Below are 14,781 nucleotides of genomic sequence, written 5' to 3'. Positions count from 1 at the left end.
TACGTAAATGGACACAAAAGTGACATTGTGAGAGTGGAAGAAGCCGGAGGCTTCGGATTCATCAGCAGGAATGTACGACAGCGCCGGCTCTTTCCGGAGTCAGCAGCTGAACGGCCGCTCCTGCGGCAGAGAGAAAAATCCTGGCGTAGAGGTAGACCGGGCTTCCGGAGGGAGGAAAGTGCAGAGCAAAAGGGAAAACGGGGAGAAGACGAAGAAAAAAATGTACCATGGCGAATCCGCCGATGACAGCGGTAATCGCGATCATGATAGTTCGGTTCAGCTTTACGGCAAGCCTGGCACAGATCAGAGAAGCCGCGAGGGATACAAGCGGCGCATGAAGTTCATGACTGAATATATTTGGCAGTATGGTTCGTGAAAGCTGAAAAACGGCGAAAAAAATGCCGGACAGATAGATTTTCCATGCGAGCGCGGCCAGACAGATCGCGACAGCGAGAGAGGCCGGAAGCAGGTAATCCGGACGCAGATCAAAGAACAGAGGCAGCTGTTCGACTGCGAGAGAATAGCCCAGAGAAAAAGAGATGATACAGACCAACAACTTCTGGAGATGATATCCCTCGAGGCAGCATGCCATTGAGAGAAGCAGTCCTGCGCAGAGAATGACCGGCGGACAGTCTCTGAGATCCGGCATAAAATTTAACAATGTTCCATAGGTATGAGCTATGATCTGAGTATCCATAAAAGAGGCTCCTTTCAGAACGTGAGGATCATGTGCCTGAAAGTGCAGGCACATACGGATAGGCATAGACAAAGACAGCCAGGTATAGAGAAAGATAGCAGGGAAAGAGACACAGAAAGGACACACGGAAAGAAAAGCCTGTAACTATTTTGTGTCTATTGATATGATAGAACTAAACGCAATGGGCAGAAAAGGAATGGAGAGTCTGTATGCTGATTTTTGCAATTGATGATGAAAGGCTTGCTCTGGAGGCGCTGATCAGTGGAATCAGGAAAGCTGTTCCGCAGGCGGAAGTACGGGGGTTTAGAAAAGTAAAGGAGCTTCTTGAGGCGATCCGGACGGAGACTCCGGAGGTGGTGTTTTTGGATGTGGAAATGAAGAAAATGAACGGGATTGATCTCGCGCAGGAAATCAAGAAGAAGTTCGGCGACATCAACCTCATTTTTGCAAGCGGATTCAGTCAGTATACCTGTGACGCCTTTGCGATTCACGCCAGCGGCTATGTCATGAAGCCGGTCACGCCGGAGAAAATCAAGAATGAGATAGACAACCTCAGATTTCCGATCAGAGAGGAAAAACATCTGCTGCAGCTGCAATGCTTCGGGAACTTTGAAGTCTTCTTTGACGGAACGCCGCTTAAGTTTAAGTACAATAAAACCAAAGAACTGCTGGCTTATCTGGTTGATCGAAACGGGGCGATGTGCAGCAACAGTGAGCTGATGGCAGTCCTGTGGGAGGATGAGTGCAATTCCGAGAAGAGAATTTCGTATTTGAAAAATCTTCGGGCCGATCTCTGCTCTGTGTTGGAAGGAATCGGAGAGGGAGAGCTGATTACCCGTGCATGGGGCAAGATGGGAATTCGCAGAGATGAGGTGAACTGCGACTACTACAGGTGGCTGGATGGGAACAGGGACGAGTACTATGGAGAGTACATGACGCAGTACAGCTGGACAGAATTTACAAATGCGGCTCTCATGGATGATTATCAGAGACGCATGGGAGAATTATAAAGGACACGGAGAACTTATGATTTATGATGTGAATCTGCTGTATCAGGAACTTCTCAACCCGGATCTGACAGAGGAGAGGCGGCAGGAAATATTTCGCATGCTGGTAGCCTGCGGTATGAACCCGAACTGTAAAAATGCATCGGCTGCGTCCGATAAGGAACTGCTGGCAGGGGTGGAGGAGTTTCTGAAGACATCGTGGAGGGCCTTTGTAGAAGGCCGAGAGGGGAGAGAGAAGACTCGCACCTCTCCGCCCTGGGAGGACGGCTTCAGAAAACGCATCAGTTTTGCAGAGCTTTTGAAAAAGCTGCAGTGCGAGCACCGGACAAAGGAGCTCAGAGAAATCGGAGCCTGCAAGGCACTTCATGCTGCAGAGAAAAAGGCGGGAAAATAAATGAGAGAACGAAAGATCATGTACGCCGACCGGATCAGAGGCGCTTTTCGGGATCCGGGCTATGATGTGCAGGAATATCTCGACAGGGCGCTGCACGGGAAAATCAGCCCTCTGGACAGGAAGCGCTTTCTCGCACAGATGGAATATATGCCGGGAAAGCCGGAGAAGAGAGACAGCAATTTCTGGTATCAGGAAAGCGGAAGACAGGAAAAACGCACGATGAAGGAGCAGTATCAGCATCAGTTTGCCAGACTCTTCTATGATGGAGACAGAGATATTGCAGAGCTTCCGGGACTGGTGAGTGATGTGGTTGAGAATCTCAAAATAGATGGTGTGAGCTACAAGCAGAAATATCATATGCCGGAGGTGAGCACTGTAAATTGTCTTGAGATGATTTGTCATGTGGTCAGGAACCTTTCGGAGGGAGAGCTGGCGGAGGCCTTTTCCGGCCAGAGCGGGAGAGAGCCGGAGATTACATTTTACAGGGAACGGAGCCGGCAGGAGCTCTGCTTTCGCCCGTCAGAGCTGCTTCCACTGAAAGAAAGCAAAAGGAAGATTTCCTTCAGAGGGCTGATGGAAAAGGTGGGCGGCAGAGAAAATCCTGCCGGAGGGGTGCAGGAGCTGAGAAGTACGCTGAGGAACAAAACAAAGGGTGGAAAGACAGCAGGGAAATGGTAGATGAATTATACACACGGCATGCTGGAGGCTTTTGCAGCACTGATTATACTGGTTCTGCTGATTGAGAGTCATTTTATTTCAAAGGCGACACCAAAACGAATAGTACTGAATATCCTTCTGTTTGCCCTGTTTATGCTTCTGGTGGCGGATGCAGTTTCTTATCTGCTCTCTCCATCAGGAAAAATGGGGCTGCTTTCAGAGGTCTTTTTTCTTGTGTCTACGTGCTTTGCCTATAATTTGCTTGCTATTTTTCATTATTATCTGGTTCTCAATATCCGGGAAAAAAAACAGATATCCATGTGGCTGGGTCATCTGGGCTTCGCTGTTGCTCTGGCGGGAGGCTTGATGTGGGTCAGCTCCTTCTGGACAGGAGCTGCATATACCATCGTTGACGGAGATTATTTTCGGGGGCCGTTTTTTGGGGTGTCGCAGGTCATTGCACTGAGTCTTGTGAGTTATGACTGTATTCTGATTGTATTGTTTTTCGAGGAGCTGGGAAAGCGTGATGGAATTGCGTTTATCAGCTACATATTCAGTGTTGTCATCTCTCTGATGCTTCGGGAGATGCTGCCTCCTTTGGGCATCCCTTTCGTTTATCTCGCGGTTACACTTTCAGTCATTGTAATGTATACGATTCTTCATATCGAACAGAATATAGAGTTGAAGCTCAAAGAAGAAAAACTGGTAAGAAGCAGGGTTGCCATTATGCTGAGCCAGATTCAGCCGCACTTTCTTTATAATGCGCTGAATGCGATTTATTATCTCTGTGAAAAGAATGCCGGTCTGGCACAGCAGGCGATCGCAGAATTTTCCGACTATCTGAGAGGAAATCTGGATTCGATCGGTGTGGAGGACAATGTTCCCTTTGAACGGGAGCTCACGCACATCCGAAATTATCTGTTTTTGGAGAAGCTGCGCTATGAGGATGAATTGGAAATTATCTACGATCTGGAAACTCTGGATTTCAGACTGCCGCCGCTTACTGTGCAGCCGCTGGTGGAGAATGCTGTGCGCTACGGCGTTGGGCAGGCGCCGGACGGCGGGAGCGTAATCATTCGGAGCACAGAGCATGACGCCTATTATCAGGTGGAGGTGATTGATGACGGGATCGGGTATCATGCGGATGAGGTGCAGGAGATCGGAAGGAGTCATATCGGGATCAGCAATGTAAGAGAGCGCCTGGAGCTCATGGTGCATGGAAGCCTGGAAATCGAAAACAGAGAAGGCGGAGGCACGGTGGCAAGGATCAGAATCCCGAAGATGATGGAAGTTATGCTGAACTGAATGCGCTGCGGAGCAGCCGCAGGAATGAGCGGAAAATGCCGGATGGATACCCGTCCGGCGTTTTTTGTGTGTCTCTTTTGTGTCTATGATTTATGTAGAATCCCTCTGTATTTGGGATATTGGGAGGAAGATTCATGCGGAGAGATTGCAGGATGAGATTTCTTCGGGGAATATATTCGGAAGAGAAACAGGCGGAAAGGAGTGCCATGACAGGAAATAATACGATTTACAGAACTGCGATAAGAATGGATGATGCCGGGGCTTCAGAGGCAGAGCAGGCCTTGAAAACGCTGCTGGATAAGATGCCTAAGCTGCTGATCATTGATATGGAGGAGACCAGATATATCAGCTCGGCAGGACTCAGATTTCTCCTGTCCGCACAGAAGAGCATGAAGCAGAGGAGCGGACGCATGGTCTTGAGACATGTGGCGCAATCTGTAGAAGAGATTTTTGATGTGACGGGCTTTTCAGGGGTCCTCAATATTGAATAAGGAGAGAACATGGAATTTTCCGGAATGACAGGAGAACAGAAGGCATGGATGATACTGGCCGGGATGGGCAAAGCGGTATCGCCGCTCCTGCTTTATATCTGCATGCCGTCGCTGTGTATGGCGCTGGGTTATCTGCTGTTTCATGGGGAAATGAGCCGGGCGGAGTTTTTCCGGTATGGAGGGAATTTCTATACCGCAGCGGGGATGGCGTGCTCTCTGTTTCTTCTGTATTGGAGATCTTCCCGCAGAGGAGAGAGCTTCTGTGAGGATGCAACGTTATTTCCCGAGAGCTTTAGGGCGGGAAGAGCGGCTTTGTTTGTTCTCTTTGGGGGGGCTCTGTCGCTGTTTGTTTCCGCCCTCATCACACTGGGAGGAGCCGGGACCGCAGGCTACCGGGAGAGTGTTGCGGGGCTGCTGGAGGGACCGGATCTTCTGTTTTCCGTGATTACGGTATCACTCCTGTCGCCGCTGCTGGAGGAAGTTGTCTTTCGCGGCTACATGCTGAACACCATGCTGAGGCGTTTCGGTCTGCGAAGAGCGGTTTTTGGAAGTGCCATCCTTTTTGCAATCTGTCATGTGAATCCGATATGGGTGCTGTATGCGTTTCCGGCAGGACTTCTGCTGGCCGTGCTTTCTATCCGGGAGGACAATATTCTGTATGGGATTTTTCTTCACATTGGGTTCAACCTGCCCTCTGCAGTTCTGGCGGTTCTTTACAGAGCCAATCCGGAAATGAGAGGACGGATGGACACGGCGGTACTTCTCGCGCTGCTGTTTTTGACGGCAGGAGGAATGCTTTGGCTGCTTTCCGGATATTTTGAGAGGAGTGTTCCGGAGCTTGGCCGCGCAGCGATTCGATGGGGAATCAAAAATTTCAGAGGGAAGCGCAAATGAAAAATATTCTGAAAAAAATGACGGTATATATAGCGGGAGCCGCTGTTTCGATCTGTCTGATCGGGGGGCTGACCGGATTCCTTCTGGGAGGATTTACACCGGAGGGCTTTTCCCCGGAAAGCGGAATGGAAAGGCTCTTTTCAGGCACGACGCTGCTCTACGGGACGGTGGAGACCATACTCATGGCGCTTCTGTATCATATTTTCCATATTGGAGGCATCGGACGGCGCACAAAGAATGTGCTGAAGGACAGCTATCGAAAGAGCGGAGCGCAGCGTATAGAGGGAGCGCTTGAGAATGCCCGCTTCATGGAGGATGAGGAACGGGATGAAAACTTTCCGAGAAAGCTGTTTTCAAGGTTGGAGAAGGAGAAGCAGGACGGAATACCTTTGTATGCCGTTTACAACCAGAAGCGGAGAGAGCTTGAGCTGAACCTGATGAAGCCGGCACATGGCATTATTATCGGTGCTACGGGCTCAGGAAAAACCACAACCTTTATCAATCCGACGATTCAGATTCTGGGGCACACGAGAGCCGGCTCCTCAATGATCTGTACTGATCCTAAGGGCGAGCTGTTTCAGCTTCATTCGGCCATGCTGAAGGAGCGGGGATATCAGTGTATGGTGCTGGATCTCCGCGATCCCTACAGCTCGTTCCGCTGGAATCCGCTGGGAGATATCTATGATCGCTACCAGGAATATTTCCATACCGGAGATGAAATCTATGAGAGGACAGACAGCATTGAGCACGCGGGTGGGCTGGAGCTTTGCAATGAGCCGGAGAGCTACGAAGAGTGCTGGTACGAGTATAAAGGGAGGGCTTACAGCGATCGCCGTCAGCTGATTCAGGAGATTCACAGTGAGCGGCAGCGTATTTACGACGGCGTCTATGAGGATCTGAATGATCTGGTATCGGTAATCTGCCCGATTGAATCACAGAATGATCCGGTCTGGGAAAGAGGCGCCAGATCTATTATTCTGGCAACGCTTCTGGCTATGCTGGAGGACAGCGAGACGCCGGAGCTGGAAATGACCAAAGATAAATTCTGCTTTTACAATCTCAATAAGGCCATCAGTAATTCGGAGGATGAGTTTGCAGCCCTGAAAGATTTCTTTAAGGGGAGAGAAAAAACCTCCAAGGCAGTGGGACTTTCCAGACAGGTGCTCTCTGCCGCGGAGCAGACATTGTCCTCCTATATGTCAATCGCGTTTGATAAACTGTCGATGTTCAACGATGAAGGAATCTGCGCCATGACTTCGGCGACGGATATCCAGCCGGAGCGGTTTGCGGAAGAACCCACAGCCTTGTTTTTGAAAATTCCGGATGAAAAAGACACACGACATGTGCTGGCCGGCGTGTTTATTCTCTCAATCTACAAGGCGCTGATTAAGGTGGCGTCCGCGAGAGAGGATCTGTCACTGCCGCGGAATGTGTATTTTCTGCTGGATGAGTTCGGCAATATGCCCAAAATTGAAAAGTTTGACAAGATGATTACGGTGGGACGCAGCAGGAAGATATGGTTTCAGATGGTGGTGCAGTCCTTTGCACAGCTTGACAATGTATACGGCCCCACAGTGGCGAATATCATTAAGGGAAACTGCGGTCTGAAGATGTTTATCGGCTCCAATGACATTGGAACTTGTGACGAGTTTTCAAAGCTCTGCGGAAATATGACTGTGGAGACCCGAAGTGTTTCTTCCTCTACAGTGGACAGAACCGGCGCGATGAATGTATCCAGTTCGCTGCAGACCCGTCCGCTGATTTATTCTTCAGAGCTGATGAAGCTGAACAATCAGAAGAACTCGGGCAATGCGATTGTCGTGACCTTTGGGAACCCGCCGCTGAGGACCAAATTCACACCCTCTTACAAGTGCCCGCTGTATCAGACCGGACAGATGAGCGAGGAAAAGGTCAGGAACAATTATTTTTACGGCGCAGAGGTTCTGTACAATTTGGATGAAAGAAATTATCTGGTGCTGGAGCAGAAGGACCTCGGGGAAGCTGAGGAAACTGAGGAAGCACTGCATCCGAATGGAGAGGAACGCGGCGCTGCGGAAGATCAGAGCGCTGAGGGAAAAGATATGGAAAAAGTGGAAAGCAGAGATGAACAATAATACGCGTAAAAAGGTGCGGGGGCTTTTTCTGGCTGCGGCGCTGCTGCCGTTACTTGCTGTACAGCAGGTGCATGCCTCGGAAGGCTCGGTGATCCGGAGAATCAATGAGAGCACGGGACAGAAGGCGAGGAGTCTTGTGCCGGAGAACATTTACGGCAGCGGAAGCCGGCGATCGACAGAGCAGAAAAATGGAAAGAGCGGACAGGACGTCTCCGACGCTACAGGACCGGGGGCGGGAGGCGCCGCGGAGGATACGTTTCAGGGGCCGGTGGTAGAGGATGTCCGGATCACGGAGACCTATCATGAGGATTATCGTCTGTATGAGGAAGGGCTCGGAGAAAAAGCGTTTTTCTACAGCAATATTGCCAACGGGACATGGACGGACAAACCGGTACGTTTTGAAATTCCGGAGCAGATCAGTGTGTCGGCAAGCAGAGACGGGGCGCCGTATCCTTTTGAGCGGGGGCAGGCCTTTGCGGAACGGGGAAGCTACCTGCTGACCCTTGTTGTTGCAGAGAATGAATCCCTGCCGTTTTCGGCGCAGAAGCTGTTTGAGGGGAGCTTTCGCTTCCGGATTCAGGAAAAGCCTGCGGCAGCTCCGGCCGGATCCGGAGATTCAGGGGAGGAGAGGCAGCTTGCAGAGATTGCCCGCTCACTGAATCCGGATTATGAGAACACGGCGGGAGGGAGCGGAAAGGTATCTTCCGGGGGCGCAGAGATAAGAGGAAGCGCAGAGAGCGTAGCGGGAGCAGGAAGTGGCGCTGCTGCCGGATATGCTCCGGTCTCCGGAGAGGGCGATGCACTGGAACAGGAACTGAGAAATTCCGGAGCGCTGGAGATCAAAGACGGGATCATGTCTGATGACGGAACGATCAATGAGGACAGACTTTCCGCTCTCATCAGCAGTGAAACGGCCGGAAAGAAGCCGGAAAGCGGAAAGGAAAGCACGACATACGATCCCGAAACGGGCTTTTATAAACATACTCTGCGCTCCGGAGACAGCTTCCTTTCGGATATTCCGGACGGGGGACTGACCAATCAACCGGTCATGATCGCGGAGAACGAGACACTGAGCTTTACGCTGCGCAGAAACGGTGTCCCGGTGGAGCATTTTTCTCCGGGAGAATACATTGAGCAGCCGGGAAGCTATCAGCTCTACCCCGAGAGCGAGTCGGTAAAGTTCAAAATGGCCTATGAAAAGCAGCGGCCGGTTTTCTCCTTCCGGATTTTGGACGCGGAAGCAGTCTCGGATCTGGGTTTTATCAATCTTCCGGAGCACCATAAAGTGCGGCTGCTGCGTCATGACGGGAAGGATGTGGATGACAGCCTTCTGCTGAATGAGGGGAGAAGCATATACCTCAAGAATGACGGAATATATCAGCTGCAGCTGGAAGGGCCGGCGGGAAGCAGCTCCGTCCAGTTGAAGCTGGATCGCATAGCTCCGCGTTTCAGGGTACATCTGTCAGCCAATCTTGCACAGATCGAGTATCTTTCGGAGGATACGGCGCTGGTACAGCTCTACCGGGGCGGGAGATTGGTCAAAGAGGACAGCCTGATCCAGGAGGTCAACGGAGCCGGGAGCTACCGGATTCTCGTGAAGGATGTGGCGGGAAACAGCAGCGAGTACAGCTTTGTTATCCGATATCAGGTCAATACGGCTGCGGTGATCGCCATTCTGCTGTGCCTTGCTCTGGTCGGGGCGGCTGTGTTTTTCTTCCGGAATATCAACAAGAACGTAAAGGTGCGATAAATCAGAGAAGAGAGGAGGGGGAAAAATGGAATTTGCAGAGCTTTCATTCCTGTCAGTGCTGACGGACATGCTGTCAAAAGTATTCGATACAGTGCTGGCTCCCGTCCTGAGAGATGTAGCACATATTTTGATTGCCACGCTGGGCAAACTGATCAGTGAGGCGTTTTCAAATTTTCTGATCAGAGCGTGGGTGATTCTCCTGAAGCTTGTTTATTTCCTTCAGCAGATATTTGACATCTTTTCCGGCTACAGCACAGTCAAACTCAGAGCTGTGCCGGATGTCTCAAGAGAAAGAAATCTGCTGGAGGTGTTTCTGGAGCTCGGAAGCATACAGTATTTTTTCCTGCTGCTTACTATGATCTGTGTGGTGGTCTGTCTTCTGACAACCATTGTTATGGTTGTTCGCTCCATGCATGATATGGTGATGGAGAACAAGCATCCCATCAGTGAGGTGCTGCGCCGGAGTATGAAGGCAAGCTTCACCTTTATGATTATTCCGTTTACGCTGGTATTTATTCTTCAGACCGTCAAGTATGTTCCGTCGGTTATAGACCTTGCGTTCGGCAGAAATACCGGTCAGGCAGTCTCAGACTCGCTGTTCATTACAGTGGCAGAGCCGGCGGCGAATAATGCAGAGGCAGTTCGTATGTTTTCTGCGGGACAGCATTATGAGAATATTGAGCTGCTGAGAAGCAGTTTTAATATAAAAAATATCAATTTCACCTTTGCCTTTGTGAGCAGCATACTCATGGCGCTGATTTTTCTGATCTGTATCATCCAGTTCATTCAGAGGCTGTTTGTTATTCTGTTTCTGTATCTGATCAGCCCGTTTTTTGTGGCCTTTATTCCTCTGGACGAGGGGCAGAAATTCCGGCGCTGGAAGGAGCTGTTTGTAGGCACTTTCCTTTCAGCCTACGGACCTATGATCGTGATGGAGCTGTATCTCATGGTGGTTCCGATGATTGTAAGCGGAAATGCGATACGCTTTGACACGGGAAATCAGCTCATGGATGTCTGCCTCAGGCTGTTTATCATTCTGGGGGGAGCCTGGGCGGTGTACCGCTCCAGAACTCTGATGCTGCAGCTGTTCGCACCGGAGGCGGAGGCGATGACGCAGGGCGGGGGCTTTATTACCAATACACTGCGGAGAGCAAGATGGCGTCTGGCAAATCTGGGAAGATAGGGGGATGAGACATGGAATACGCATACATGGGACTTTTTTCTGCGATTTTCAACTGGATATTTGATAAAATACTCTCCCCGGTTCTGAATTTTATTTCGGGTTTGCTGGAAACTGTGCTGAGCTGGATCTTCAACAATGTACTGGGGCCGCTGCTGCAGGCTGTGCTGTGGCCGATTATCGAAGGAACCATCAAACTGATTCTCGAGGTTTTGAGCGGCGTCCTTTACTCCATTTTTGCGGATCTTCTGGTGCTGATCAATTCCATGCAGAATGCCTTTGATTTTTTCAGCGGCGTGAAGGAGGTAACGGTACAGCAGGCAAATGGCGGGAGTTACAGAGCCACGCTCCTTATGGCGCTGTTCCGACAGCCTGCGGTGCAGAAGGCATTTCTGATTATTCTTATTTTCAGCATTTTTCTCTGCCTGACACTCTCCGTGCTTGCTGTGGCAAGGGCAAGTGTGGATATGGACGGAGAGCGGCACAGGAATGTTTCCAGAGTTATGAAATCTACGGCTGAGGCGGTATTCCGCTTTTTGCTGATTCAGTTCAGCTGCCTGTTCGTCCTGTTGCTTGGCGGAGCGGTGCTGAATGCAGTCAAGGTGGCAAATCAGTACAGCGTAATACAGGAGATCGGCGGAAATGAGAAGGCGGATATCCGGATTTCCAATATTCTGTTTGTCATAAGCTCATTGGACGCGGCAAAGCCGGGCACTCCGGACAGAAATTTATCCGATCTGAATAAAGAAGACAGCAGTGCGGAGGCAATCAGCATTCTCAGCGGGAACAGAGGAAAGTTTTACCGCGGGCTGCTGGATCCGACAAAAAAGAGTGATGTGGAGCCATACTTCAAGCTGTCAAAAATTGATTATCTGATCGGTTATGGAATGGGCCTGTTCTTTGTCATTGTCCTTGGGGTAGCATTGTGCAAATTTATGACAAGAATCTTTGAAGTCCTGCTGCTGTTTATTGTGTCTCCGTTTTTTGTCGCCATGATGCCTCTGGACGACGGAGAAAAGCTAAGAGGCTGGCAGGATCTGTTTGTGGGAAAGATTTTTTCGGGCTACGGTATGGTCATTGCCATGCAGATATACCTGATTCTATGCCCCTATGTCATGAGCGGGAACGTGATTTTCGGAAAGACCTCCGCGGAGGGAGATTATCTGATTAAGCTGCTTTTTATTGCCGGGGGAGCCTTTGCCATCCTGAAGGCCGGCTCGACGATGACCAGTCTCATGAGCCAGGCGGCAGGCATGCGGGAGATGGAAACCGGTATGGTGACACAAAGCATGCTGAGCGGTGCGGGCGCTTATGTCGGAAGAAGCGCGATGCGGGCGGCGGGTTCGGCTTTTCGCGGATACTCCGGGAAGAAGCAGAGCACAGCGGCGCGGCAGACAGACACACACACGGCAGAGCATGGAATGCAGACAGGGCAGCGCTTTGACGGAGGTCCTGCGGTGAGTGGCAGCAGCGGCGGAAGATTTGACGGGAGAGTGCGCGGAGGCCATATCGGCGAAAGATCTGCGGGAGAACCCCGCAGCAGTACAGCAAAGGAGCGGAGAAATTCCGTATGAGAATCATACCAAAACGAACCAAAGTAAGAATGGAGCTTTTCAAGGGAATAGAGCTGCCGGATGTTCTGGTAGGAGCGATGGGCTTCGGGCTCAGCATCTCCTTTCTGGTTTCCAATATCCCCTTTGCCTTTGTACCGGCGTTGATTATTTCTCTGATTACGGTGCTGCTCATTATGCCGATCGAGGATGATAAGGGCTATCTGATGCTCTATTATGTTCTGAAATATCTTGGCAGGCAGAAGGTGTTTAAGAAGCGGGACGGCGCAGGGGAGAGCGGAGACAGGAAAAAGACCGCTGCCTTTACCATCGAGAACATCACGCCCTTTACCGGCATCCGGGACATTTATATTGAATACGGCACACAGTATTATGCGACCGTAATTCAGATCCCCTCTGTAGAATTTCGGTTTTTCAGCGAGGCCAGGCAGAATGCGCTGATTGATCGCTGTCTGGGAGCCATTCTCCGCATGGCTGCAATGGGGGAGACTATCGACCTTGTCAAGCTGGATCGACCGTTTATTTATGATGAGCTTGTAGCTGCCGAGCGTCAGAAGGCGGAGGAGCTGAAGGAGGCTTATCTGAACGGGATGATTTCCGAGGAGGAGCTGACCGTCCGGGTGGGCATCGTAAATGACCGGATCGCTCAGATCAATGCCATGAATTTCAAGGAAAAGATATACCGCCCCATGCATTATCTCATGTTCATTGATAAGGATCGGGATCTGATCCGGGAGCAGGCGCTTACCGCCATTTCCATGTTTGAGGCGAACGGGATGCAGAGCAGGCTCCTCAAGGAGAAGGAACTCGTGGTTTTCCTGAGATATAACTATGGCAGCGGCTTTGATGAGCGTGAGGCAGAGAGCCTGACACCGGAGGAATATCTGGACTGGATTCTTCCGAAACGGATAGAGATGAGGTCCAGAACTGTAAAATACGATGATCTGATCACACACACGCTGCGTGTCAGAGACTATCCGCTTCTGGTGGGCAATGCCTGGGGCGCAGGCTTCATGAACCGCCTGGGAACCAAGGTCGTCGTAAAGATGACGCCGGTGGAACGCTACAAGGCGATTCGGCAGATCGACCGCTCGATTGATGAGCTCAGGGAACAGCGGAGCAATACAGGGAAAACCTCCCGGATGATGGAGCTGGATACACATGTGGATACCCTGTCAGAGGTGCTCTCACTTTTACAGGGGGAGAATGAAGTGCTGTTCAATGTCAACACCTTCGTGCAGGTTAACGACTATGAGTACTCGGAGCAGATGGCCAGGGCAGGCGGAAGGCTGAAGTATCGCTCACCCTTTAAAAAGACTATCCGGAGAGAGATGTCGGAGGGAGGTTTCAAGGTAACGGATCTTCTGCTGCAACAGTTTGAGGGCTACAGCTCCGCACAGCTCTCCGGCTACGATGCGTTTCAGAGATACCAGCGGGGCATTCATTCCGGGTCTGTGGCGGCGGCATTTCCATATGTCTATAAGAGCCTTTATGATGAAGGCGGAATTTTTATCGGACATTCCGGCGGCGTGCCGGTGTTTATAAATTTCTTCCAGCGTGACAAAGAGAGAGTCAACAGTAACACTGTCATTATAGGAAAATCCGGTTCCGGAAAATCCTATGCCACCAAGAGCATACTGGCACAGCTCGCGGCAGAAAATTCAAGGATCTTTATTCTGGATCCGGAGAATGAGTACAGCAGAATGGCAAAAGAGCTGAACGGAAAGGTGATAGATGTCGGTTCCGCAAAGCAGGGAAGACTGAATCCGTTCCATATCATTACCGGGCTCTCGGATGATGAGAAGGATGCTGAGCTGGGAGAGAAGGCTGCGAAGATGAACAGCTTCACGACACATTTGCAGTTTTTAGAAGAATTTTACAAACAGATCCTTCCCGGGATCAGCCCGGATGCGCTGGAATATCTGAATAATATCACCATTCGCATGTATGAGGAGAAAGGAATAGACAACGATGCAGATCTGTCGGTTCTGCTGCCGGAAGATTACCCAACCTTTGATGATTTATATGACAAGATTCTGAATGACTTTCAGCTGACAAGCGGAGAATACAGCAAGAACAATCTGCGGATACTGCTGAATTATATATCAAAATTTGCCAGCGGAGGAAGAGACAGCACGCTCTGGAATGGAAAAGCCAGCATCTCCACAAAGGAGAATTTTGTGGTGTTTGATTTTCAGTCGCTGCTTGCGAATAAAAATAATACCATTGCCAATGCCCAGATGCTTCTGGTGCTGAAATGGCTGGATAACGAGATCATCAAGAACCGCGATTATAATATCCGGTATCATGCGAGCAGAAAAATAGTCATTGTGATTGATGAGGCGCATGTATTCATAGATCAGAAATATCCCATAGCGCTTGATTTCATGTTTCAGCTGGCAAAGCGCATCCGAAAATATAACGGCATGCAGGTGGTAATCACGCAGAATATTAAAGACTTTGTAGGAACAGAGGAGCTTGCGCGGAAGTCGACGGCAATCATCAACGCGTCTCAGTACTCCTTCATCTTTGCTCTGGCGCCGAACGACATGCAGGATTTGGTGAAGCTCTACGAAAATGCCGGCGCGATCAATGAGTCGGAGCAGGAGGATATCGTGAATGCAGGGCGGGGGAAGGCGTTTGTAATTACCACACCTACAGAGCGAAGCAATGTGGAAATACAGGCAGGGAACGGCATTGAAGAGCTGTTTACCATGTAGG

12 protein-coding genes are annotated in these 14,781 nt (G+C 50.4%); 11 read left to right on the top strand and 1 reads right to left on the bottom strand.

Annotation, left to right across the window (positions count from 1 at the left end; translation table 11 throughout):
• Positions 1–61: 61 nt before the first annotated feature.
• Complete coding sequence (locus tag J2S20_RS09645; RefSeq protein WP_106611441.1) at positions 62–697, bottom strand: hypothetical protein; 636 nt, start codon at positions 695–697, stop codon at positions 62–64.
• 209 nt (positions 698–906) lie between these two features.
• Between J2S20_RS09645 and J2S20_RS09640 the strand changes: the two genes are divergently transcribed.
• From J2S20_RS09640 to J2S20_RS09590, 11 genes are all read left to right on the top strand, one after another.
• Positions 907–1,707, top strand: a complete 801-nt coding sequence (locus tag J2S20_RS09640; protein WP_106611442.1) for a response regulator — start codon at positions 907–909, stop codon at positions 1,705–1,707.
• Between the two features lie 16 nt (positions 1,708–1,723).
• Positions 1,724–2,098: a ferritin family protein gene (locus J2S20_RS09635; protein ID WP_106611443.1), complete on the top strand. Its 375-nt coding sequence runs from the start codon at positions 1,724–1,726 to the stop codon at positions 2,096–2,098.
• Positions 2,099–2,776 carry a hypothetical protein gene (locus J2S20_RS09630; protein WP_307255218.1) on the top strand — a complete coding sequence of 226 codons (678 nt, stop codon included), beginning with the start codon at positions 2,099–2,101 and terminating at the stop codon, positions 2,774–2,776.
• Entirely contained in the window at positions 2,777–4,060 is a 1,284-nt protein-coding gene (locus J2S20_RS09625; RefSeq protein WP_307255217.1) for a sensor histidine kinase, read from the top strand.
• Positions 4,061–4,266: 206 nt separating this feature from the next.
• Positions 4,267–4,551, top strand: a complete 285-nt coding sequence (locus tag J2S20_RS09620) for an STAS domain-containing protein (protein WP_170065346.1) — start codon at positions 4,267–4,269, stop codon at positions 4,549–4,551.
• Positions 4,552–4,560: 9 nt separating this feature from the next.
• Entirely contained in the window at positions 4,561–5,445 is an 885-nt protein-coding gene (locus tag J2S20_RS09615) for a CPBP family intramembrane glutamic endopeptidase (protein WP_307255216.1), read from the top strand.
• 17 nt (positions 5,446–5,462) lie between these two features.
• Positions 5,463–7,559 (top strand): type IV secretory system conjugative DNA transfer family protein, encoded by a 2,097-nt coding sequence (locus J2S20_RS09610; RefSeq protein WP_307255215.1) that lies wholly within the window; start codon positions 5,463–5,465, stop codon positions 7,557–7,559.
• The gene (locus J2S20_RS09605) at positions 7,549–9,309 is read left to right on the top strand and encodes a hypothetical protein (protein WP_307255214.1); all 1,761 of its coding nucleotides are present in this window, start codon (positions 7,549–7,551) and stop codon (positions 9,307–9,309) included. The genes J2S20_RS09610 and J2S20_RS09605 overlap by 11 nt, the downstream gene beginning before the upstream one ends.
• Before the next feature lie 25 nt (positions 9,310–9,334).
• Positions 9,335–10,492: an Mbov_0396 family ICE element transmembrane protein gene (locus J2S20_RS09600; RefSeq protein WP_307255213.1), complete on the top strand. Its 1,158-nt coding sequence runs from the start codon at positions 9,335–9,337 to the stop codon at positions 10,490–10,492.
• An 11-nt stretch (positions 10,493–10,503) separates the two neighbouring features.
• The gene (locus J2S20_RS09595; protein WP_307255212.1) at positions 10,504–12,063 is read left to right on the top strand and encodes an Mbov_0396 family ICE element transmembrane protein; all 1,560 of its coding nucleotides are present in this window, start codon (positions 10,504–10,506) and stop codon (positions 12,061–12,063) included.
• Positions 12,060–14,780, top strand: coding sequence for a VirB4 family type IV secretion system protein (locus J2S20_RS09590; protein WP_307255211.1), 2,721 nt, complete (start codon positions 12,060–12,062; stop codon positions 14,778–14,780). The genes J2S20_RS09595 and J2S20_RS09590 overlap by 4 nt, the downstream gene beginning before the upstream one ends.
• The last annotated feature ends 1 nt before the right edge of the window (position 14,781 follow it).

The organism is Moryella indoligenes (assembly GCF_030812885.1).
In the GTDB taxonomy this organism is placed as follows: Bacteria; Bacillota; Clostridia; order Lachnospirales; family Lachnospiraceae; genus Moryella; species Moryella indoligenes.
Note: the sequence above shows the minus strand (reverse complement) of the source record. Positions and strands in the feature narration are given on the sequence as shown.

Coding starts and splice junctions, on each gene's coding strand:
- J2S20_RS09610 (WP_307255215.1), top strand. CDS start 5,463: ATGACGGTATATATAGCGGGAGCCGCTGTTTCGATCTGTCTGATCGGG.
- J2S20_RS09595 (WP_307255212.1), top strand. CDS start 10,504: ATGGAATACGCATACATGGGACTTTTTTCTGCGATTTTCAACTGGATA.
- J2S20_RS09600 (WP_307255213.1), top strand. CDS start 9,335: ATGGAATTTGCAGAGCTTTCATTCCTGTCAGTGCTGACGGACATGCTG.
- J2S20_RS09605 (WP_307255214.1), top strand. CDS start 7,549: ATGAACAATAATACGCGTAAAAAGGTGCGGGGGCTTTTTCTGGCTGCG.
- J2S20_RS09640 (WP_106611442.1), top strand. CDS start 907: ATGCTGATTTTTGCAATTGATGATGAAAGGCTTGCTCTGGAGGCGCTG.
- J2S20_RS09590 (WP_307255211.1), top strand. CDS start 12,060: ATGAGAATCATACCAAAACGAACCAAAGTAAGAATGGAGCTTTTCAAG.
- J2S20_RS09645 (WP_106611441.1), bottom strand. CDS start 697: ATGGATACTCAGATCATAGCTCATACCTATGGAACATTGTTAAATTTT.
- J2S20_RS09620 (WP_170065346.1), top strand. CDS start 4,267: ATGACAGGAAATAATACGATTTACAGAACTGCGATAAGAATGGATGAT.
- J2S20_RS09625 (WP_307255217.1), top strand. CDS start 2,777: ATGAATTATACACACGGCATGCTGGAGGCTTTTGCAGCACTGATTATA.
- J2S20_RS09635 (WP_106611443.1), top strand. CDS start 1,724: ATGATTTATGATGTGAATCTGCTGTATCAGGAACTTCTCAACCCGGAT.
- J2S20_RS09630 (WP_307255218.1), top strand. CDS start 2,099: ATGAGAGAACGAAAGATCATGTACGCCGACCGGATCAGAGGCGCTTTT.
- J2S20_RS09615 (WP_307255216.1), top strand. CDS start 4,561: ATGGAATTTTCCGGAATGACAGGAGAACAGAAGGCATGGATGATACTG.